Below are 22,166 nucleotides of genomic sequence, written 5' to 3'. Positions count from 1 at the left end.
CCTCGTGAAAGGGCCGCGTCAGGGCCATAATCTGAGAAAGTCGGGTGCCTATACACGCCCTGCGCCGTTTTGGCCAGCACCGTGGCGATTTTTTTTGAACTGGCAGCGGTTCGACCTAATCAAGACAACCGACATACGCGCCCGAACGGCCGGCGCGGCGTTCGATCAGCGACGCGAGCCGCCGCAGACCCGGGCCGGGCTTGGCCGGATTGCGCGCGATCGGATTGGGCAACGAGACGGCGAGCAAAGCCGCCTGCCGCCGCGACAGCTGCTTGGCCGAAACGCCGAAATGATGCTGGGCCGCCGCCTCGATGCCGTAAACGCCCGGCCCCCATTCGGCGATGTTGAGGTAGATCTCCATGATCCGCCGTTTCGACATCACCGCGTCGAAATAGACGGCCAGCGGCAGTTCGACCACCTTGCGCACCGAGCCCAGCGGCCGCGACCACAGGAAAAGGTTCTTCACCGTCTGCATGGTGATGGTCGAGGCGCCGCGCGTCGCCTCGCCGGCCAGCGCATCGTCGACGACGCCGCGCAATTCGCCGAGATCGATGCCGCGATGGAAGCAGAACTGACCGTCCTCCGACATGATCACCGAATTGGCCAGCACCGGCGACACATCGTCGATCGACACCCAGCGCCGGTCGTAGCCGGAAAATGTCGCGAGGTCTTTGACCATCAAGGTCGATATCGGATGCACGAAGGACGGCAGATAGAGGAAGGTCAGCCCAACGGGTATCGCCGCCAGCACGGCGGCGACGACCAGGCAACGCCGGGCGAGGCGCTTCAGACCGGCGCGGTTCACGCGCCTCGGTCGCGCCATCTCAAACCCCTCGGTTTCATGATCGACGATCGGTTCCGTCAAGCCGCCCCACCCGCGCCATTCTCCCGCCTCCGGCATAATGGCGCGGGGCTTCTTGCGCAACGTCTGAGTGTCGGCTACCGCTCCCGGCCATGACGAAAGACGAGCAATTGGCCTTTGAGGCCGCACTTCTGGGGCGGGCGGCGGCTATCGAGGCCGGGCTCAGGCTGCTGCTGGACGGCCGCACGCTTGCCGGCGAGATCGCCCGGCCGGAGCGTCTGATGGCGGCCATGCGCCATGGCGTGCTGAACGGCGGCAAGCGGCTGCGCCCCTTCCTGGTCATGGAAAGTGCCGCCCTTTTCGGCGCCGATGGCGAGGCGTCGCTTCGCGTGGCGACAGCGCTCGAATGCGTGCATTGCTATTCACTGATCCATGACGATCTGCCTGCTATGGACGACGACGATCTGCGCCGCGGCCAGCCGACCGTGCACATGGCCTTCGATGAAGCCACCGCTATCCTTGCCGGCGATGCGCTTCTGACGCTTGCCTTCGATGTCCTCGCCGATGAGGCGACGGCGCTGCCGGCGGAGCGCAGGGCGGCACTGGTGCTGGCGCTGGCGCGCGCGGCCGGCACTGGGGGCATGGTCGGCGGGCAGACGCTCGATCTCGAAGCCGAGCGCAGCAGGCCGGACGAAGCCGGCATTATCCGGCTGCAGGCGATGAAGACCGGCGCGCTGATCCGCTTCGCCTGCGAAGCCGGCGCGATCATTGCCGGCGCCGCACCGCAGGACCGCGACCGGCTGGCCGGATTCGGCTCGGCGGTCGGGCTTGCCTTCCAGCTTGCCGACGACCTGCTCGACCTGACCGCCGATGCCAGCCAGATGGGCAAGGCGACCGGCAAGGACGCAGCCGCCGGCAAGGCGACGCTGGTGGCGCTGCATGGCGCGAACTGGGCGCGCAGCCAGCTCCATGGGCTGGTCAAGCAGGCGCATGAATTGCTCGAGCCTTACGGTGAACAGGCAGCCTTGCTGAAGGCAGCGGCAAGCTTCGTGGCAATCCGCAACAACTGAGGTTTGGGCGATCGGATGCCGAACCGTTTTCGGAATTTGTCGGCCTTGCGCTGCCTTGCTTTGGTGTCTCTCAATGCCCCCAAAGCAACTGGGCGCGCTATCTGACCTTGACGACGACCTTGCCCTTGGCGCGTCCTGTTTCGACGTAAGCCAGCGCCTCATTGGTCGCTTCAAAAGGAAAGACCCTGTCGACGACCGGGCGAATCGCCCCATCTTCGATGAGGGACGTGATTTTGCTCAGTTGCTCACCTTGCGCCGACATGAACAGGAACGAAAATCCCACGCCCCGGCGCTTGGCTTTGGTCTTGATACCACGGCTCAGCAGCCGCAGCAGCAGCCTTAGCACCACGTTCAGTCTCTGTTTCCTGGCAAATTCGGGATCCGGAGGACCGGAAATCGAGATGAGCTTCCCACCCGGTTTCAGCACAGTCAGGGATTTCTCAAGCGTCTTGGCGTCCTGGCTGTTCAGGACGACGTCGTAGCCCGACAGGATTTTCTCGAAGTCGTCCTTCCTGTAGTCGACGACGACATCGGCGCCGAGATCCCTGACCAGATCGTTGCTTGCCGCGCCCGCTGTTGTCGCAACGATCGCGCCGAGGTGCTTTGCCAACTGGATGGCGAATGTCCCCACGCCGCCGGAGCCAGCCTGGATGAAGATCTTCTGGCCTGTCTTCAGACCCGCCCTCTCGATGAGAGCCTGCCAGGCGGTCAGACCGACCAGCGGGATCGAGGCCGCCTCTTCCATGCTGAGGTTCGCCGGCTTCAGCGCCACGTCGGCTTCATCGATTGCGATGAATTCGGCGAATGTCCCGATCCGGCCGTCGCGCGGCCGCGCATAGACGGCGTCGCCGGGTTTGAATTTGCGGACTTTCGAGCCCACCCTGACAACCCTCCCGGCAACGTCGTGACCGAGGATGAAGGGCCGGCGATAGGGAAGGACGAGTTTGAATTCGCCGGTTCTGATTTTGGAATCCAGCAGGTTCACCCCGGCGGCATGGACCTCGACCAGGACGTCATTGTCCAGCAGCTCCGGCTCCGGCATCTCGGCCAGCCGCAAAATGCCTTTCTTGCTATATTTATCGACAACGAATGCCTTCATGGCAGTGACTTTCTGAAAGTGTCTGTTGGCCTGCTGTCTGTGCGTGAAATTCTCCGTCCCGCCGTTGTTCAGACCGGCAGGCGGAACTGCTTGCGCAAGGTCTTGTCGAACATCTCCGCGGGGGCGAAGCGGCGCAGCAGGCTGACCTGGCGCGCTGCCTTCCCTGCGGTATAGCGCCGTCGCGGACGGGCGTCGGTCGCTGCCTTGACGACCACATCCGCCACCACTTCCGGCCGATCGGCTTTGGGCATCACATCGGCAAGCAGCGCCTTGAGACCGGCGCGCGCCTGATCGTAGTCCTTCAACAGGGAATCCGGCTCGATGCCGTTCTGGTCGAAGACGGTGCGCACGAATGCCGGCTCGATGACCGAGACGCGAATGTTGAAGGCGCGAACCTCATGATCGAGCGATTCCGAATAGCCCTCCAGCGCGTGCTTGACCGCCGAGTAGTGCGCTGAGTATGGCGCGGGCACCAATCCCAGAATCGAGCCGATGTTGACGATGCGCCCTTGGCCGCGGCGCCGCATCGACGGCAACACCGCATTGGTCATGCGCATGACGCCGAACAGATTGACGTCGAACAGAGCCTGCACCTGTGCGACCGAAGATTCCTCGGCACCGCCAAGCAGGCCGACACCGGCATTGTTCACCAGCAGATCGATACGACCGGTCTGGGCCAGCACGGTTGCAACGAGGGCGCTGACCGACTCCCCGTCGGTCACGTCGCAGGTCAGCATGGACACCTGCGCCGGGCCGTTGCCGGCCTTGCTGCGGCTTGTCCCGAAGACGGTATACCCCGCCCGCGCCAAGGCCTCGGCACTGGCGCGGCCGATGCCCGAAGAGGCTCCGGTCACGACTGCGGTTCTTCCCGAAAGGGTACTCATTTGATACTCCACAGACATGAGGGCTAGCTTTTTGCCGTTGATTGAATTATGATCGTAATATCACATTACACCTATAATGCAATAGCAGAAAGGAAAAGCGCCATGCGCTACGAAAAGGGCCGAAAGGACGCCTCTCGCGATCGCATCGTCGAGGTCGCAGCCCAGCGTTTTCGCGGTGACGGCATCGCCGCGTCCGGACTGGCAGCCATCATGGGCGACGCCGGACTGACGAACGGAGCCTTCTATCCGCATTTCCAGTCCAAGGCGGAGCTTGTGCGTGAAAGCCTTGTAGCGGCACTGGAGGCCCAGTCGCAGCAACTGCAGGAGGTATTGGCAGCCGGTGGTCCGGAGATGGGCATAGCGGCGTATCTGTCAGCTGAGCACCGGGACAATCCGGGAGCCGGCTGCGCGTCGGCCGCCCTGTTGCCGGAACTCGCGCGTCAGCCGCCCGAAACGCGCCAAGTCTATACCGAACGCTTGCTGGTTCTGGTGCGCCAGTTGTCTGCAGTACTTCCGCAGACCAAGGACCCGGAAGCCGCCGCCCTGGGCGTTTTTGCGACCCTCATAGGCACGCTTCAGCTGGCCCGCGCGGCAGCGGGGACGGAATTGTCGGATCGCATCCTTGCGGCAGGAGCAGACGCCGCGCGCAGCCTGATCCAGCCACGTGAGGGCGAGAAGGCATCCATTTAGAGATAGAGCGGCAGCAGCAAAGAGCCTGACATCCTCATCATGGCGGGCCGCATTACAAGAAGGGTCGCTTTGCCTAAAGTCATGGGCCATTGCCAGCACGAGGCCATCTCAACCTGCATCAGGGAATGACCGCATAAGGGCCGGAAGCGACTTGTGCTGATGAGGGAGGGATAACTCACTTTGCCAAGTTAGAGCGGCGTGTTTTCGCCCTTCCGTCACGCCTTGAGACGGAGTGCCTCCACAAGAAGAGCGAACGCTGCAGTGTGCTGGCGTCGGCTGGGATAATAGAGGTGATAGCCCGGGAAGGGTTGGCACCAGTCTTCCAGCACCCGGATCAGGCGTCCGTCTGCGACGAACGGAGCGACCTGGCTTTCAAATGTGTATGCTAGTCCGAGCCCGTCGAGGGCCGCAGCCTCCAGCATTTCCCCGTCATTGATAATGAGTGGGCCATTCATCCTGACTTCAAGTTCCTCACCGCGTTTTTCGAACTGCCAGGCAAAGAGCCCGCCGCCGGTCTTCTGACGGTAGCTGATGCCTTTGTGTTCCCCAAGTTCGCGCGGTGTCTTTGGAACCGTTCGGGTTGCAAAATACGACGGTGATCCAACTACCGCCATACGCAGGTCCGGGCCGATCCTTACTGCCACCATGTCCTTCTGGACCTGCTCGCCGATCCGGATACCGGCGTCGAATTTGTTTGCAACGATGTCAACCAGACCTTCGTCCAGGCTCAATTCCACTTCGATATCCGGATACTCCAGAAGGAGTCTGGCGATGACGGGCCACAGTACTGATTTGGCAGCATACCGGAACGTCGTCAGGCGAATGAGGCCAGTGGGCTTGTCGCGCAGGGCGGCGACGGCGGCGATCTCGCTTTCGATGTGATCGAAGGCCGGTCGCAGGCTTCGCAGCAAGCGCTCTCCAGCTACCGTCACGGACAGGCTGCGGGTGGTGCGTGAGATCAGCCGGACTCCCATGCGCTGTTCCAGCGTTCTGACAGCGTAGCTGAGCGCCGACTGCGATAGACCAAGCTTTGCTGCGGCGCGCGTGAAGCTGCCCGCCTCTGCTACGGCGATGAAGACTGCCAGCTCGCTGAAATCTCCGCGCCTCATTTATCAATCCCATTTCTAACTTCATGCAGATTATAGAGGCTAATCGTATCGAGTCCTATTCCCTATGTCACCTGGCAGACAACGAAACGCTGAGACGGACGTGCCAAGCCAACGCGGCATAAACTGAAAGATACCGACCAGGAAGGATACGACTATGAGTAGAGTATGGATGATCACCGGCGCAGGGCGAGGCATGGGCCTCGACTTTGCCAAAGCGGTCCTGGCCATCGGCGATAAGGTCGTTGCGACCGGTCGTAACCCAGATCGGGTCGCCAAGGCGATCGGGCAGTCGGACAATCTTTTGGTCGTCACGTTGGACGTGACCAAGCCGGCCGACGCCGACGCCGCGGTGAAGGCAACCCTGGACCGCTTTGGTCGCCTCGACGTGCTCGTCAACAATGCCGCGGGCTTCTATGCCGGCTATTTCGAGGACCTGACTCCGGCCCATATCGAACTTCAGCTCGCGTCCACCCTGACCGGCGCCATGAACGTCACCCGCGCAGTCCTGCCGGTCATGCGCGCGCAGGGTTCTGGCAAGGTCATTGCCATCTCATCGACGGCCGGCCTGGTCGGCTTTGAGTTCTGTTCTGCATACGCCGCGGCAAAGTTCGGCGTTGATGGCTGGATCGAGTCACTGCAAGCCGAGGTGGCGCCGTTCGGCATTGAAACGATGATCGTGAACCCCGGATTTTTCCGCACGGAGCTGCTGACGGACGAATCCACTCAATATGCTCCGTCATTCGTCAGCGATTACAGCGAACGTCGCGCCCAGCAGATAACGGGCTGGAAAGCCGCGAACGGCCAGCAAATCGGCGACCCCGCCAAACTCGCGCAGGCGTTGATCACTCTGGTCGACAAGCCGGAGCTGCCCCGTCGGTTCATCGCCGGTGCCGATGCTCTTGCAATGGTCAGGCAGAAACTCGCTCTGCTGCAGCAGCAGGTCGATGCCCATGAGGAGCTATCCGGCTCACTAGCCTTCGACAGCTGAACGTCGCATCCAGCACTGCCGTCGTCGCAGGTCTATTTATGAGCGCCATCGATAGGCTCATGCGAATTCTGGGGGCTAATCCGAATGTCGCGCCCGTGCTCTCCTGAGGGTTGACCGTTGGGCAACCGGCCAACGACCGAACTTCGGAATGGACGTTCCCTTTCCCACTGATGCCGCCAGGCGTCGTCGGTCCGATTAGCTTCGCGTCCTATATCCCGCCCGCCACTCGAGGAGACGACATGCCAGAGCCCCGACAGCTAGCCTTGGACATCAACAGCCGGCGCCACCAGTTCAATCTTGATGTACGCGTGACTCTGCTGGATGCACTACGCGAGCATGCCAACCTGCCCGGCACGAAAAAAGGCTGTGATCATGGGCAGTGCGGCGCCTGTACCGTCCACGTCGACGGCGAGCGGGTATTGAGCTGCCTGACGCTGGCGGCCCAGGTCGAAGGCCGTCAGGTCACGACGATCGAGGGCCTCCAGGCTGCCGACGGCGTGATGCACGCAGTCCAGACCGCGTTCATCGAGCACGATGCATTCCAGTGCGGCTATTGCACCCCCGGTCAGATCATGTCGGCCGTTGCATGCATTCGTGAGGGCCACGCCGATACGGACGAGGACATCCGCGAATACATGAGCGGCAACATCTGCCGGTGCGGCGCTTACCCCCATATCGTCGCCGCGGTGCGCGATGCCGCCAGCCGCCTGAAGAAGGAGGCAGCACTATGAGACCTTTCGAGTATCTCCGCGCCAAAGATGCCGCGAGGGCGCTTGCCGAGGCTGCCAAGCCAGAGACAAGATTTCTCGCCGGTGGGACCACGCTTCTTGACCTCATGAAGCTGAATGTCGAGCGTCCTGCGCGGGTGGTCGACATCACGCGCCTTTCCGGCCTGGACACGATCGAGGTATCGGCGGATGCCATTCGCATCGGTGCGCTCGCCAAGATGAGCAAGGTCGCCGACCACGCCGATATCAAGCAGGCTGCGCCGGTGCTTTCCGAAAGCCTGTGGCGCGCTGCCTCGGCACAGCTGCGCAACATGGCGTCCATCGGTGGAAACTTGATGCAGCGAACCCGTTGCACCTACTTCCGGGACCCGGACGCTTATTCGAACTGCAACAAGCGCAATCCAGGTTCCGGATGCGCTGCCCTTGGCGGCGTCAACCGCAACCACGCGGTGCTCGGCACGAGTGACGCGTGCATAGCAATCTACCCCGGAGATTTTGCGGTTTCCCTGGTGGCATTCGACGCCACGGTCATCATCCGGGGAGCTTCCGAACGCAAAATTCCCGCCGACGAATTCTTCCTTCTCCCTGGCGATACCCCGCACCTTGAGCATGAGCTGTCGGCCGGCGAGATGGTCGTCGGGATCGAGATCCCGCGTTCGGCAGCCCTGGAACGCTCGCATTATCTCAAGGTCCGGGATCGCGCGTCGTACGAGTTCGCCGCGGCCAGCGCTGCTGTCGGAATCGAATTGGAAGCCGATGGCAAGACAATTCGCGAAGTACGCATCGCGGTCGGCGGCCTCGCCACCAAACCCTGGCGCCTGCGCGCCGTCGAAAATTTGCTCAAGGGAAAGACGCTCGACGAGGCGACGATTCGTAGCGCCTCGTCAGCCGCCGGCGACGGCGCGAAGTCGAGCGGACATAACGCATTCAAGGTTGAACTGGCACCGAAGGTCGTGGCCCGCGCCCTGATGACGGTAGGAGGTATCGCATGACACATGGTAACGCGTTCGAACTCAACCGCCGCACCGTCTTGAAGCTCGGCGCCGGCGTAGCCGCTGTCGCTGGCGCCGCTGTCGATCTCTCGTCAAAAGCCGTTGCGGCTGAGACCGTCCCCGCCAAGGCGCCAGCTCTCGGTGCCAGGCTTTCCCGCGCCGAAGGCCCGTTGAAAGTAACCGGGCAGGCTCGCTATGCGATCGAGCAGAAGCTGGAGAACCTGGCCTATGGCGTAACTGTCCAATCGACGCGGCCGGCAGGGCGTATCGTCAGTATCGATACGTCGGCCGCCAAGGCTCTACCGGGTGTCCTGGATGTCTACACCGCGCAGAATTCCCTGAAGCTCAACAAGCCGACCGTCTACAGCAAGGGCGGCGGAGCGACCGAGGAATTTACCCCAATTCAAGACGATGTGGTCCGTTTCAACGGCATGCATATCGCGCTCGTGGTCGCAGAAACCTTTGAGCAGGCAACGGAAGCGGCAAGTCTTCTCAAGATCGAATATGAGGACGGCGACCCTATTCTCGACATCAACGATCCCAAGGCAAAAGTGCAGCCCATCGATGAGATGGGTGCCGCGTGGGGCGATGCAGCGACAGCGTTGGCCAATGCCGAGGTCAAGGTAGACGTCACTTACACGACGTCACGCGAATACAATGTGCCGATGGAGCCGCATGCGTGCATCGCTTCCTGGGACAACGGGAAAATCACCGTCTGGGAGCCCAGCCAGTGGGTTGGCGGGGCACGGAGCGTCGTGTCGGAATGGCTCGGCATCGACATCGAGAATGTGCGGGTGATCTCGCCCTATGTCGGCGGTGGGTTCGGGTCCAAGATCGGGGCACATCCGCATGTGGGGCTGGCTTGCGCGGCCTCGCGGAAACTGGGCAGGCCGATCAAGGTTTCTCTCACGCGGCCGCAGACCTTTACCGGCCTTGGCGGCCGACCGGCGACACGGCAGACACTCTCAATCGGAGCCTCGAAGGACGGAAAGATAAGCTCGATCGTCCATGAGAGCTGGAACGAGACGGCGATTGACGAAGTCCATATCGAGGCTTGCAACAATGTGACGAAGATCATGTATGCGACGCCGAACTTTTCTTCACGTCTCAACGTCGTCCCGGTCAATACGGTCCAGCCCGGCTGGAAACGGGGCCCCGGCGAAAACCCCAGTGCCTATGCTGTGGAAAGCGCGATCGACGAGCTGGCGTACGCGCTCAGCATGGATCCGGTCACGCTGCGCCTTGCCAACTGGGCGGAGACGGATCCCAGCAATGGGATGAAGTGGAGCACTCGACAGTTACGCGAAGCCTATGCCGTGGGCGCGGAAGCCTTCGGCTGGTGGAACCGGAACCCGGCCCCTCGCTCGATGCGCGAAGGCCGCGAGTTGATCGGTTATGGAATGGCCGCCGGGTCATACCCCATGATCCGTACCGCGAGCGAAGCCAAGATCGTACTCCATGCCAGTGGACAGATCGAAGTCCTCAGCGCGGGCACCGACATGGGAACGGGGACCTATACCATTCTCGCCCAGACAGCGGCTGACGCATTGGGCGTTCCTGTTGAGACAGTCGCGGTGCGGCTGGGCGATACCCTCCTCCCCAGATCGGCGCTCGCAGGCGGTTCCCAGCAGGCCAACAACCTGACGGGAGCGGTGGACAAGGCGGCCAGGAATGCACGGGACGCCTTGCTGGCGCTTGCCGCATCCGATCCGAAGTCGCCGCTGGCAGCCTCGAAGGCGACTGACCTCACGTTCGAAAACGGCTCGGTGCAACCGACCCGACGGCCGAACGGCGGTATCGGCATCGCGGAACTCTTGAAGGCAGTGGGCAAAGACAAACTGGAAATCGAGGGTAACACCTTTGCTCCCGGCGCCACCGAGGAGATGAAGAACGGAGCTGACCGCAGTTTTGCACAGTTGAAGGGCGCTGTGGAAGGAGGCGTCTCGGCCCATAGCTGGTGTGCGCATTTCGTGGAAGTTCGGATCGATGAGGATTTTGGCACGATCCGCGTCAAGCGCATGGTCTCGGCATTCGATAGCGGCAGGATCTTCAATCCGAAGCTTGCGGAAAGCCAGTGGATCGGCGGTATGGTCATGGGTCTCGGGCAGGCTCTCCTGGAAGAAGGTTACGTCGACCAGCGAGACGGGCGCACCATCAACGCGAATTTTGCCGACTATGCCGTCCCGGTTAACGCCGATGTGCCCGACATCCAGGTGATTTCGGTTGGAATTCCGGACATGCAGGCAACCGCTCTTGGCGGCAAAGGCGTCGGCGAGATCGGTGTCGTAGGGGTCGCACCTGCGATCGGTAATGCCGTCTTCCACGCGACCGGCAAACGCATTCGAAGCCTTCCGATCACGCTGGAAAAGCTCGTTTGAGTTCGGTCGATGCGCCCTGGTGACCCTCAGGCTCGCAAATAGGCGAGCATGCAAAAACAACGATTCTAAACCCAAGGCAAAACTGGGTCGCTAATCCCTGGTCGCCGCCTGTTGTAACGTCACCAAGCAACGCCGGGAAAGTGTGCAACGGTTTTCCCGGCGCGTTCAATCGTCTTTGATCAGCACGATCTTCGCCGGATCGAAATCGATCCCGACCATCGTCCCTTCCGCCACGGCGGGTGTGACATCAGGCGATGTCGCGAACAGTTCGACCGCCGGATCGCTGATCGCGATGCGGTATTCCATGTGGTCGCCGAGATACGAGCTCTTGACCACCCGGCCCTTCATGGTGCCCGCTGGCTGGCCGGGCAAGATGCGCACGGCATTCGGGCGCACAGCGAGCATCGCCGGCCCCGGAGCGTTACCGCGACCCGGCATGTCGAGCAGCAAGGGTCCGACCTTGACCCTTGCACTGGTCGCATTGCTGGAAAGCACCTCGACGTCGAGCAGATTGGCGTCGCCCATGAAGTCGGCGATGAAGCGGTTGGTCGGCTCGTTGTAGAGGTCGCGCGGCGTGCCGTCCTGGGCGACGCGAGCGGCGTTCATGACGATGATGCGGTCGGAGACGGCGAGCGCCTCTTCCTGGTCATGCGTGACATAGACCATGGTCAGCGCCAGATCTTGCTGGAGACCGCGGATTTCGTCGCGCACGCGCCGGCGCAGCTTGGCGTCGAGATTGGACAGCGGCTCGTCGAACAGCAGCACCTTCGGCTCCAGTACGATGGCTCGCGCCACCGCGACGCGCTGCTGCTGGCCGCCGGACAATTCGCTCGGCTGGCGCTTCTCGTAGCCGGACAGGCCGACAAGCGACAGCTTTTCGGCGGCGCGCTCGGCTGCCTGCGCCTTGCCAAGCCCCATAGCCCGCAAGCCGTAGCTGACATTCTCCATCACGTTCATGTGCGGGAACAGCGCATAGGACTGGAACACCATGGAGACATCTCGCTCGGCGGCGGACAGCAAGGTGACGTCCTTGTCGTCGATCAGGATGCGCCCGGTGCTGGTCTGTTCCAGTCCGGCGATCAGCCGCAGCGTCGTCGTCTTGCCGCAACCCGAGGGCCCGAGCAGCGTCACCAGGCTGGCCGGCGCGATGTCGAAGCTGACATTGTCGACGGCGGTCACCGCGCCGTATTTCTTGGTGACGCCCTCGAACCGCACGGCCGGCCTGTCCGTGACAACCGGGGCAGCATTCTTCGCCGTCTGATCCACGCCGCTTCTCCCCATCAGATTGCCGCCACGACGGCTTCCGGACCCGCACGGCGCCGGCCGAGCCGGCGTTCGCCGACCAGCAGCTGGATGCCGATGAGGATGACCATCATGACAACGATCATCACCGCCGAATAGACAATCGCGATGCCGTATTCGCCGACATCTGCGCGCCCGACAATGTAGACCGTGGCGAGATTGAACCGGCCGCTCGCCAGGAAGATGACGGCGCTGACCGCCGTCACCGCGCGCACGAAACTGTAGATCATCGCGGTCACGATCGCCGGCTTCAGGATCGGCAGGATCACCCGCCGCAAGGTAGCAAAAGACCGCGCCCCAAGCGTCAGCGATGCCTCGTCCAGGCTCTTGTCGATCTGTCCGAGATTGGCAAGCCCGGCACGGATCGCCACCGGCATGTTGCGGAAGATGAAGGAGATGACGATGATCAGCCCGGTGCCGGTCAACTGCACCGGCGGCACGTTGAAGGCAAGGATATAGCTGACGCCGATCACCGTGCCGGGAATGGCGAAACTCATCATGGCCAGGAACTCGAACATGGTACGCCCGGCGAAACGCTGCCGGTCGAGCAGATAGGCCGTCAGGATGCCGAGCGCCGCGGTGAACGGCATCGCCACCAGCGCCAGGCCGATGGTCATCAGCAGCGACGGCCAGGCCGAGCCGCTGAAAAACCAGCCATTGACGCCTTTCTCGATCGAAAAGGCGGTGAGGAAATACTCGAGCGTCGGCGTGTTGTCGCGCCCGATCGATTGCACGAAACCGCCGCCCAGGATGATGCCGTAGACCACGATGGTCAGAACCAGCCACGGAACGACGGTGGCGTAGCAGCCGATCCGCAAGGCCTTGGGCAGCGTCGCCGGTACGCCGCCATCGCCCTTGCCTGCAACGGTGACGTAGCTGCGGCTGCCGATCCAGCGGCGCTGGATGACGAAGGCTGCCAGCGTGAACATCAACAGCACGATCGCCAGCACCGCCGCGCGGCCCTGGTCGTGCGCCGCGCCAACCACCGCGAAGAATATATCGGTCGACAGCACGTTGAAATTGCCTCCCAGCACCAGCGGATTGGCGAAATCGGCCATGCTCTCGATGAACGAGATCAGGAAGGCGCTGGCCAGGCCCGGCCGGATCAACGGCCAGGTGACGGTGCGAAACGTCCGCCAGCGACTGGCGCGCAAGGTCTGCGACGCCTCCTCCATGCTCGGGCTGACCCCTTGCAGCACGCCGACCAAAACCAGGAAGGCGATCGGCGTGAAGGCCAGCACCTGCGCGATGGTGATGCCGGCCATGCCGTAGATCCAGCGGCTGCGCGGAATGCCGAGATGCACCGACATGAGGTTGGTGACGATGCCGGCGCGGCCGAACAGCAGGATCAGCGCCAGGCCGATGACGAAGGGCGGCGTGATGATCGGCAGGATGGACAGGCCGCGCAGCAGCCATTTGGCCGGCAGCTTGGTGCGAAGCGCAATCAGCGCCAGAGCCAGCCCAAGCGCCGTGCAGAAAAAGCCGACGAGGACCGCGATCGCCACCGTGTTCCACGCGACGCCGCAGGAGCCCTCGCCATAGAGGCAGCGCAGGCTCCATATATTGGCGCTGAAGATCTTTTCGACGAACAGCGCCGGCACGACATTGCCGTCATTGTCCTTGATGGCCGAGGTGAGGATCGACAGCAGCGGATAGGCGACGAACAGGATCAGCGAAGCAATCACGATTGAGAGCGAGCCGACGACGAAGCGGTCGCCCTTGCACCAGCCGCGCGCGGCGAGCGCCTCGGCGATGAACATCAGCATCGCCACGGCATAGAGCGCCGCGCCCCAGCCAAGCCCCGGCTGCATCGGTCCCGGCGTGCCGGCGATCCGGGTAAGCAAGCCAAATCCCCAGCCCGAATGGATGATGGAAAAGCCTTCGATGGCCAGCCACAGCAGGCCCGCCGCGCCTGCAACCGCAAGGCTCTTGGGTTTGTTGCGCCCCACCAGCCAGCTCGCCAGCAGAAGCGGCAGGACAAGCGGCAACAGCCAGGGCCGGCCACCGAGCGCCAGGATGATGGCCGGTGTCGCATCCGCCGGCTGTGCCAGCCAGTCGAACGACAGGAAGCCGCCTTCGACTTTGTACCAAGGCAAGAGCACGAAGCTCGCCCACGCGGCCATTACCCAGGCGAGCGCGCTGCGTCCAGGAGCGGAACTGACCATGGAACCGGCCGCGGCCATTCAATGTCTTTCTGTGCCAAAGGATGGTGCGCCAGCTGCCGCGAAGGGCAGCCGGCGATCAGATGCTAGAGTGAGCGCAAAAGAACGCGCTCAGCCGCCGTTGCGGACCTCGTCGGTGAACTTCTTCAACAGTCGCTTGCGTTCGGCCGACGAGCCGTATTTGGCGAAGTCGTAGTCGATCAGCTTGATCTTCGAGAGGTCCGGCGCCTCGGGCGGCACCGGCGTGGCGGTGTTCGACGGGATCTGGAAGCTGCCGTTCGGCGCCGCGAGCTTCTGCGCATCCGGGCTCAGCGCCCAGTCGTAGAATTTCTGCGCCTCTTCGACATGCTTGGCGCCCGTCACGATGCTCATCGAGCCGATCTCGAAGCCGGTGCCCTCGCAAGGCGACACCACCTTCACGGCAGGGTTCTGTTTCGCGGCATTGATCACGTCGTGCTGGAAGGAGATGCCGATCAGCGTCTCGCCCTTGCCGACGGCGAGCGCCGGCGCGGCCCCTGCCTTGGTGTATTCGGCGATGTTCTTGTTGAGCTGCTTGAGATAGTCGAATGCCTTGTCCTCGCCCATCAGCTGGACGATGGTGGCAAGCATGGTCCAGGCCGTGCCCGATGAATTCGGGTCGGCCATCTCGATCTCGCCCTGGAATTCCGGCTTGACCAGATCGGCCCAGCACGCCGGCGCGGTCAGCCCGCGCTGCTTCAGATCTTCCTCATTGTAGCCGTAGCCGAGCGCACCGAGATAAATGCCGACCGTGCGGTTCTTCGACCTGTCGGCCTGCTTCAGCGCCCAGTCGCGCAGGTTTGCCAGTTGCGGCGACTTGTATTCCTGGGTGAGGCCCTCTTCCGCCGCCTGCAGATGCGGGTCGCCGGTGCCGCCCCACCAGATATCGGCTTGCGGATTGTCCTTCTCGGCCCGGAGGCGGGCGTAGATTTCGCCGGCGCTCATGCGGGTCATGTCGACGCTGACGCCCGTCTCCTTCTGGTAGGTGGTCGCCATCGCCCGGCACCAGGCCTCGTCGACGGCGCAATACATTGTGAGGCTGCGGGCGGCCGCCTGGGCGGCACTCGCCAATCCGAACAAGGCCAGCGCCGCGCCAAGGCCAAGCCAGGCGGCGCGCAAGCCTTGCTTACTGTCAAATGTCTTCATCGATATTCCTCCCTGTCTTCTCACTGGAAACGATCTACCCGTCGTCGAGCGGCACTCCGATCACCTGGGACAATGTCGCCGCAACGCCGGGTGCTGCCGCTAGCACGGGATTGCCCTTCGCCATGCCGTCGCCGTCGAGGAACCGGTTCACACGGCCGCCGGCCTCCTCCACCAGCAGCAATCCGGCCAGGCAGTCCCACGAATTGATGTGCAGCTCGGCATAGGCATCCGAGCGGCCGTCGGCCACATAGGCCAGCCCAAGCGCTCCGGAGCCGGAGCGCCGCACATTGGCGCCGAGTGCCCAGACAAGGCTCACCTTGTCCAGATAGTCGCGATTGGGAATCCTGGGCGACCAGCCGAACTCGACAAAGGCGCGGTCGAACGCTTGCGTCGGCGACACATGGATCGGCGCGCCATTGCGCGTCGCGCCTTGCCCGCGACGGGCAAAGTACGTTTCGCCGACGGCCGGATTGGCAATGCCGCCGATCTCGCTGCGGCCGTCCTCGACGAAAGCTATCGAAATGCAGAAATGCGGAATACCGCGCATGAAATTGGCGGTGCCGTCGATCGGGTCGACGACCCACATGCGGGCAGAGCCGATGCCACCGCCTTCCTCGCCCAAAAACCCGTCCTGCGGAAAAGCCTCTGCCAGCGTCGCGCGGATGTGCTCCTCGACCTTGCCGTCGGTTTCAGTGAGAAAATCCTGCGGGCCTTTCATCGCCACCGGCTGGACGGCGCCCTGCCGGGCATAGCCTTCCATCGCCAGTTGCCCGGCCGTGACAAGCAGTTTCCGGCAGACCTCGGCACGCCTGTCCATCTCGGCCTCGGACAGCCGGTCCGCCTTCGGATGCGCCGCCGCCCTGCTCATGCAGCCGGTCCGGACAGTCGCGCCCTCAATGCCGTCTTCGGCGAAATGGACAGGGTATTCCTCCGATGCCACTCTTGAGCCGGCTTGTATTGCACGGCTGTGCAAAGCTGTTGCATTCCGCCATGCCTGTCAAGTGCGGTGGGTGGCAATGGCAGAAGAGTTGCATTACATTGCACGGGCGTGCAAAGAATCACGAAAACAGCAGCGAGAGCGTTGGCTTGACGGTTCCGAGAATCCGCACCGGTTTTTCCAGCGCCCAGCAGGTTGCCGACCTCGCCGGGGTTTCGCGCTCGGCCGTGTCACGTACCTTCACGCCCGGCGCTTCCGTTTCCGGGGAAACCCGCGAGCGGGTGATGCTGGCGGCCGAGCAACTCGGCTATCACGTCAACCATCTGGCTCGCGGCCTGATGCGGGCCTCGACCGGCATTGTCTGCCTCATCGTTGCCGATGGTGACACGCCCTATCATGCCCGCCTGCAGAAGGCGCTGACCCAACATCTGCGGGACGCCGGCAAAATGGCCATGGTGTTCAACACCTCCGGCCCCAGCCACCATGTCGACCAGGCGCTGCGCAACACGCTGAACTATCGCGCCGATGCGAGCATCGTTCTGTCCGGCTCGCCGCCGCAGTTGCTGATCCGCACCTGTCTTGAGAACGGCCAGCGGCTGGTGCTGATCAATCGCGATGACCGCTTCGACGGCCCGCACAATATCGGTGTCGACAACGCTGCAGCCGCAGAGGCAGCGCTGCATGCCTTCATCCGGGCCGGCTGTACCCGCCCCGCCCTGGTGACCTCGGCTGCCGGCACGCCCAGCCTGCTCTCCCGCGAAACCTCCTTCCTTACCGCCGCGCAGAAGGAAGGGCTGGAGGTGACCGTGTGGCGCGAGGGCCGCACCGGCTATGCCACCGGAGCCGATGGCGCCAGGCGGCTCTTTTCCGGCCGACAGCGGCCGGATGCGGCGTTTTGCGTGACCGACCTGATTGCGTGCGGCTTTCTCGATGCGGCCCGCCACGAGTTCGGCATCAGCGTACCCCGCGATCTCTGCGTCATCGGCTTTGACGACATCGAACAGGCCGACTGGGCCTCTTACCGGCTGACGACGTTCTCGCCGCCGATCGAGGAGATCGCCAGGCGCGCCGTGCGGCTCGCGACCGGCGTGCGGGAGGAGGCTGGCAGCCGTCTGATCTGCCATGCGCCCATGGTCTGGCGCAGCACGGTGAGGCCGGGCCAGGGCTGATGCGAAACATGTGTCGGTCAAGACGGGAAACGTACTGATGTCCAAGAAAAAGGCCAGGAAGACCCGCCAGGCGGCAAGACCGGTGGAGATAGCTGTAGGCCCCGAAATCCGGAGCATGATGCGCAAGTTTGGCCTGACCGAGGAAGAAGCACTGCGCATGATGCGCGAATGCGATGCCACCCTCTATGGCGCCAACTCCGGGCACGTGCAGCCAGGATCTTGACGGCCCGCCAGGCGCGAACGGAATTTTAATGTAAATCAAGCGTAATCCCGACCGTTAAAATGATGCGTATGTGTTGGGGTTGCGCATGCCGGAATATTCTTTCTTCATCCGCTCGATCCGGATCCGCTACATCTCGGGATTGCTCATCTTTGCGCTGGCTTCCACCGCGGTGATGTTTGCGCTCAATCGCGTCAATTCCTTCCGCCACGACATCGACGCGCTGAGCAGCAATCTCGTCGTCTTCACCCGCGACCTGCGCAACGCCTCCAGCTTTGCCGAAACCGCCAGCACGACCTGGCGCACCGAAACCCGTGACGGCCTTGCCGCCGCCGCGCGCGGCCATTCGCAACGCCTGACCAGCGAGATCGAAACACTGTCCGCGGAGTTGGCCGCGATCAAGCCGAGCCTGTCGGCCAAAACGCTGGACGAACTCTCGTCGGCCGCCGTCAACGGCGACCTGTTCTGGTCGTCGCGCGACATCGTGCGCAACTTCAACCTGATGTCAGCGGCGCAACAGACCGACGAATGGAGTTCGCGCGAAATCCTCAACCAGAACGACCTGTTCGTCCAGCCGATGCTGGTGCGTGTGCGTACCGCCATGGATGGCGAACGCCATCTGGCCGACGCCTCCAGCGACAGGCTGCTGTTGTGGGCAAGCGGCCTTCTGTTCGCGGTTCTTGCCATCGTTGCCCTCTGGATCTTCCGGCCGATGGAAAAGGCGATCCGCCGCGCCTTCACCGAATCCGCCGCATCCTTGTTCAAGGCCGAAGCGGCCGACCGCGCCAAATCGGAATTCCTGGCCAATATGAGCCATGAGATCCGCACGCCGATGAATGGCGTGCTGGGCATGGCCGAACTGCTCGCCAAGACCGAGCTTAACGCGCGCCAGAAGACCTTCACCGAAGTCATCGTCAAGTCCGGCAATGCGCTGCTCACCATCATCAACGACATCCTCGATTTCTCCAAGATCAATGCCGGTCAGCTGACGCTCGATCCTGCACCCTTCCGGCTTGCCGAAGCGGTCGAGGACGTGGCCACACTGGTGTCGGCGCGCGTCGCCGAAAAGAACCTCGAGCTGATCGTGCGCGTCGACCCGCGCCTGCCTGCCCATGTCGTCGGCGATGCCGGACGGTTCCGTCAGATCGTCACCAATCTGCTCGGCAATGCGGTGAAGTTCACCGAGAAGGGCCATGTGCTGATCGATGTCGGCGGCGAGGTGGTCGACGGCATGGTCCAGCTCAAGGTCCGCGTCGAGGACACAGGCATCGGCATTCCTGCCGAGAAGCTCGAGAACGTGTTCGAGAAATTCGCGCAGGTCGACGGCTCGTCGACGCGCCGCCATGAAGGCACCGGCCTCGGCCTTGCCATCGCCGCCCGCCTCATCGACCTGATGGGCGGCAAGATCGGCGTCGAAAGCGAGATCGGCCGCGGCTCGGTGTTCTGGTTCGCCGTGCCGCTGCCGGCGCATCAGCAGGACACGCGCAACGAGATCGTGCCGGTCGATGTCACCGGCGCCCGCGTGCTGGTCATCGACGACAACCCGGTCAACCGCGAGATCTTGCTGGAGCAGCTCAGAAGCTGGAGCTTCGACTGCGCGGCCGCCGAAAGCGGCGCCGTCGGCCTCGCCTTTCTAGACCGGGCCAGCCAGCTCGGTGCTGCGGTCGACTGCATCATCCTCGACTACCAGATGCCCGGCATGAACGGCGCCGATGTCGCCAAGGCGATTTCCGCCGACAGCCGTCTCTCCGCCATCCCGGTGGTGCTGCTGACCTCCGTCGACCAGGTCGATTTCGGCAAGATGGTCATCGATTTCGGCATCGCCGCGCATCTCACCAAGCCGGCGCGCTCGGCCATCCTGCTCGGCACCGTCATCTCGGCCATCCAGAAAGCGCGGGCCCAGATCGGCAAGGCCCAGTTCGTTCGCGAGCCTGTTGTTCCGCAGGCGGCACCCGTGACGCCACCCGCCTTCACCGTCATTCGCGGCCCGGCAATTCCGGCGGCCACAGTGCCTGAATCGATCGCCACGCCAAACGGCCCGATCGATATTCTGATCGCCGAGGACAATGACGTGAACCAGCTGGTGTTCGGCCAGATCCTCAATGGGCTTGGCCTCAGCTACCGCATCGCCAGCAATGGCCGCACGGCCGTCGAGATGTACCGGGCGCTGCGGCCGAAGCTGATTCTCATGGACGTCTCCATGCCGGAGATGAACGGCTACGAGGCGACCCGCGCCATCCGGGCGGCGGAGGCAGCGAGTGGCAATCACACACCAATCATCGGCGTCACCGCGCACGCACTGAAGGGCGACCGCGACAAATGTATCGAGTCCGGAATGGACGACTATCTGCCCAAGCCGGTGTCGCCCGACCGCCTCGGCAGCAAGATCGGCACATGGCTCAGCGAAACGGTCGCGGTAAAGAGGGCTTGATCAAATCGCCGCGTCCAGACGATAGCGGCGCATCCAGTCCAGACTAATCTCGTCCGAGAGCTTGGCGACGCCCGGCTTTACGTCGGCGGCATTCGGCGCCGGAACGCCCAGGGCCTTGCAGATGGATGCCAATGCCGCTGCCGGATCGCCTGACAGGCGCTCATAGCCGATGCGCAGCGGGACGATCCCCTGCTCCGCGAACCAGACGTTCCAGCCCGCGTCATAGGCTTCGAGTTCGGCAAGCTCGCGCTGGATCCGCTTGAAATCGTAGCGGGGTTCCTGCGGCGGTGCGACTCGTTCGATCTCGGTTCCGTCGGGCGCGATGTGCCAAAGCCCGGTCTGCTCGGCCTTGATCAGCGACACCGCCTGCGCCAGCTTGTTTTCGCGCGAAAGATGGATGTAGAGGACCCGCCCGAAGGCCTTTTCAAAGCGTGCTTTGTCCGATGGCAGGTCTGGGTAGATCCGGTCGAGGATTGCCGAGAGTTCATCCAGGTTTTCCCGCATCAGGCGCAAGCCGAAGACGCCCGTTCCGCCCCTTCCCGCGCTGATTGCCGCACCGAGATAGGCGAGGTCGAAATCATGCGCGCTCATCGTCTCGGGATGCGGCAATTTCCACTCTTCGGCCCATTCCGCCTTGTCCTCCCGCCTATAGAAGGAGTGCGGATCGCCGGCTGTTTTCATCGATGCCAGCAGACCGCACAGCAATGTGCTTCCGGTTCTCGGCGTGCCGCAGATTATGTAGCCGTCACGCATCTGGGGGCTCTGTCGCTTGTCATGGATTGGGCTACCTCGCCAGGCGCGGTGACACGCGCGCTTCGCTAATGGATCCAGTCTAGCCGCGCCGGAAGGGATAGAGGAATTGCTGCCAGTATCCGTTCGGAACGGGATGTCCGTGAATGCCGTAGCCGTTCGGCCAGCGTCCTTCAGGCATATGGTGGGTACCGAACAGCCGGTCGAGCAGCGGGAAATGGATGGCGAAGTTTACGTCGATCGCTTCTTTCTCGAGGCCGTGATGCCAGTGGTGGTAACGCGGCGACACCAGCACCTTTTCGACTGGACCGAAACTGGTTCCGATGTTGGAATGGATGAAAGACGAATAGACGTAGACGATCAATATATACGTCTGGATAGCCGATTCATCGAACCCCAGCACGAACATCGGGGTGGCCGTCAGGCTGCGCAGCACGATGATTTCCAGGAAATGCATGCGCGCACCGGCAATCCAGTCCATCGACTTGGCGGAATGGTGCACGGCATGGAACTTCCACAGCCAGGGAATGCGATGGAAGGCCCGATGCACCCAATACTGGGCAAGGTCGGTCAGGAACATTACCGCCAGCAGTTGCACCAGCCACGGCAAGTCGTGGACCCAGGCGCGCACCGAACCAAGGGCGCCCTGCGCATTGACGAAGTTGGACGGCGCCAAGGTCAGGTAGGTCAAAATCTGCACCAGCAGCGATGAGACCAGATAGTAGAACAGGTCCTCGCGCCATTCGTCGCGGAACACGGTCTGATCCTTGTTGCGCGCGAAAAGACGTTCGAGCGGAACGAACAGCACACCCATGAACAGGGCGTTCAGGATGAAGAAATCAAGCCCGAAGAACACCCCTTCGATGTGCAGTTGATGGCGCACCGGAAGCATGCCGACCAGCGACGCCAGCAGCACAGTGAACATCGCTGCCGCGCCGAGCGTCTTTTGCCTGCGCAGCGTCATGCTGAGGATCGCCAGGATATAGCCGGAGATGAGGACGAAATAGAGCACCGGCTTGAAGAACAGCATCTGGTGGATGGGGGCCAGATCCGGCATCGATGTAAGCGACGGGTAGCGCAGCACGATGACCATCAGCAGGGCGGTGACCCCGGCAAGCAAGCCAATCGAGCCGGACAGCCAGCCAGAACCGAACGGCCGTTTGGCGCGCGGCGTTTCAAGTTCACTTACAACGCGTCTAAGGAAATTTGCCACCGCCCCCATGCCCCGCCTTTTTGACGATCGCAAAAGCTCTCGTCGAGATATCGACCTCTTTTGCTACAGCAGGGCTCA

19 protein-coding genes are annotated in these 22,166 nt (G+C 62.8%); 9 read left to right on the top strand and 10 right to left on the bottom strand.

Features of this window, described 5'->3' with window-relative positions; all coding sequences use genetic code 11:
• Positions 1-115: 115 nt before the first annotated feature.
• A complete protein-coding gene (locus NKI46_RS19860) occupies positions 116-823 on the bottom strand; it encodes a transglycosylase domain-containing protein (protein WP_050588540.1) in 708 nt (235 codons plus the stop codon).
• A 131-nt stretch (positions 824-954) separates the two neighbouring features.
• On the opposite strand from NKI46_RS19860, the gene NKI46_RS19855 reads away from it, so the two are divergent.
• Positions 955-1,872 (top strand): polyprenyl synthetase family protein, encoded by a 918-nt coding sequence (locus NKI46_RS19855; RefSeq protein ID WP_352747519.1) that lies wholly within the window; start codon positions 955-957, stop codon positions 1,870-1,872.
• 97 nt (positions 1,873-1,969) lie between these two features.
• Here the strand turns inward: NKI46_RS19855 and NKI46_RS19850 are convergent, their stop codons facing one another.
• On the bottom strand, positions 1,970-2,971 hold the full coding sequence (locus NKI46_RS19850; protein WP_023733043.1) for an NADP-dependent oxidoreductase: 1,002 nt from the start codon (positions 2,969-2,971) through the stop codon (positions 1,970-1,972).
• 68 nt (positions 2,972-3,039) lie between these two features.
• Positions 3,040-3,855, bottom strand: coding sequence for an oxidoreductase (locus tag NKI46_RS19845; RefSeq protein WP_023690069.1), 816 nt, complete (start codon positions 3,853-3,855; stop codon positions 3,040-3,042).
• Positions 3,856-3,957: 102 nt separating this feature from the next.
• Between NKI46_RS19845 and NKI46_RS19840 the strand changes: the two genes are divergently transcribed.
• Entirely contained in the window at positions 3,958-4,545 is a 588-nt protein-coding gene (locus NKI46_RS19840) for a TetR/AcrR family transcriptional regulator (protein ID WP_023733042.1), read from the top strand.
• A gap of 215 nt (positions 4,546-4,760) precedes the next feature.
• On the opposite strand, the gene NKI46_RS19835 is transcribed toward NKI46_RS19840, so the two are convergent.
• On the bottom strand, positions 4,761-5,654 hold the full coding sequence (locus tag NKI46_RS19835) for a LysR family transcriptional regulator (protein WP_352747514.1): 894 nt from the start codon (positions 5,652-5,654) through the stop codon (positions 4,761-4,763).
• 154 nt (positions 5,655-5,808) lie between these two features.
• Here NKI46_RS19835 and NKI46_RS19830 point away from each other — a divergent pair, with 154 nt between their 5' ends.
• From NKI46_RS19830 to NKI46_RS19815, 4 genes are all read left to right on the top strand, one after another.
• Positions 5,809-6,642 carry an SDR family oxidoreductase gene (locus NKI46_RS19830; RefSeq protein ID WP_023733040.1) on the top strand — a complete coding sequence of 278 codons (834 nt, stop codon included), beginning with the start codon at positions 5,809-5,811 and terminating at the stop codon, positions 6,640-6,642.
• 239 nt (positions 6,643-6,881) lie between these two features.
• Positions 6,882-7,373 carry a (2Fe-2S)-binding protein gene (locus NKI46_RS19825; protein ID WP_023730815.1) on the top strand — a complete coding sequence of 164 codons (492 nt, stop codon included), beginning with the start codon at positions 6,882-6,884 and terminating at the stop codon, positions 7,371-7,373.
• Positions 7,370-8,362 (top strand): FAD binding domain-containing protein, encoded by a 993-nt coding sequence (locus NKI46_RS19820; protein ID WP_023733039.1) that lies wholly within the window; start codon positions 7,370-7,372, stop codon positions 8,360-8,362. The genes NKI46_RS19825 and NKI46_RS19820 overlap by 4 nt, the downstream gene beginning before the upstream one ends.
• Positions 8,359-10,740: a xanthine dehydrogenase family protein molybdopterin-binding subunit gene (locus NKI46_RS19815; protein WP_023733038.1), complete on the top strand. Its 2,382-nt coding sequence runs from the start codon at positions 8,359-8,361 to the stop codon at positions 10,738-10,740. Before NKI46_RS19820 ends, NKI46_RS19815 begins: the two co-directional genes overlap by 4 nt.
• 165 nt (positions 10,741-10,905) lie before the next feature.
• Here NKI46_RS19815 and NKI46_RS19810 read toward each other — a convergent pair whose 3' ends face one another.
• From NKI46_RS19810 to NKI46_RS19795, 4 genes are all read right to left on the bottom strand, one after another.
• Entirely contained in the window at positions 10,906-12,006 is a 1,101-nt protein-coding gene (locus NKI46_RS19810; RefSeq protein WP_352747510.1) for an ABC transporter ATP-binding protein, read from the bottom strand.
• 14 nt (positions 12,007-12,020) lie between these two features.
• Entirely contained in the window at positions 12,021-14,207 is a 2,187-nt protein-coding gene (locus NKI46_RS19805; RefSeq protein WP_352747508.1) for an ABC transporter permease, read from the bottom strand.
• Positions 14,208-14,315: 108 nt separating this feature from the next.
• A complete protein-coding gene (locus tag NKI46_RS19800; protein ID WP_502896824.1) occupies positions 14,316-15,341 on the bottom strand; it encodes an ABC transporter substrate-binding protein in 1,026 nt (341 codons plus the stop codon).
• Between the two features lie 61 nt (positions 15,342-15,402).
• Positions 15,403-16,236: an inositol monophosphatase family protein gene (locus NKI46_RS19795; protein ID WP_050591319.1), complete on the bottom strand. Its 834-nt coding sequence runs from the start codon at positions 16,234-16,236 to the stop codon at positions 15,403-15,405.
• A 218-nt stretch (positions 16,237-16,454) separates the two neighbouring features.
• Here NKI46_RS19795 and NKI46_RS19790 point away from each other — a divergent pair, with 218 nt between their 5' ends.
• The 3 genes from NKI46_RS19790 to NKI46_RS19780 all read left to right on the top strand — a co-directional run bounded on the left by NKI46_RS19790 (position 16,455) and on the right by NKI46_RS19780 (position 20,125).
• Positions 16,455-17,474: a LacI family DNA-binding transcriptional regulator gene (locus NKI46_RS19790; RefSeq protein ID WP_352747503.1), complete on the top strand. Its 1,020-nt coding sequence runs from the start codon at positions 16,455-16,457 to the stop codon at positions 17,472-17,474.
• A gap of 37 nt (positions 17,475-17,511) precedes the next feature.
• Positions 17,512-17,697: a hypothetical protein gene (locus tag NKI46_RS19785; RefSeq protein WP_023684018.1), complete on the top strand. Its 186-nt coding sequence runs from the start codon at positions 17,512-17,514 to the stop codon at positions 17,695-17,697.
• Positions 17,698-17,782: 85 nt separating this feature from the next.
• Positions 17,783-20,125: a response regulator gene (locus NKI46_RS19780; RefSeq protein ID WP_031355711.1), complete on the top strand. Its 2,343-nt coding sequence runs from the start codon at positions 17,783-17,785 to the stop codon at positions 20,123-20,125.
• On the opposite strand, the gene NKI46_RS19775 is transcribed toward NKI46_RS19780, so the two are convergent.
• Both NKI46_RS19775 and NKI46_RS19770 read right to left on the bottom strand, forming a co-directional pair.
• Entirely contained in the window at positions 20,126-20,878 is a 753-nt protein-coding gene (locus tag NKI46_RS19775) for a Stf0 family sulfotransferase (protein ID WP_352538596.1), read from the bottom strand.
• A 79-nt stretch (positions 20,879-20,957) separates the two neighbouring features.
• Positions 20,958-22,097, bottom strand: a complete 1,140-nt coding sequence (locus NKI46_RS19770) for a sterol desaturase family protein (RefSeq protein WP_198020049.1) — start codon at positions 22,095-22,097, stop codon at positions 20,958-20,960.
• Positions 22,098-22,166: the final 69 nt, after the last annotated feature.

The organism is Mesorhizobium sp. M0615 (assembly GCF_040320805.1).
Classification (GTDB): domain Bacteria; phylum Pseudomonadota; class Alphaproteobacteria; order Rhizobiales; family Rhizobiaceae; genus Mesorhizobium.
The sequence above is the reverse complement of the archived record's forward strand: the minus strand, read 5'-3'. Positions and strand labels throughout refer to the sequence as shown.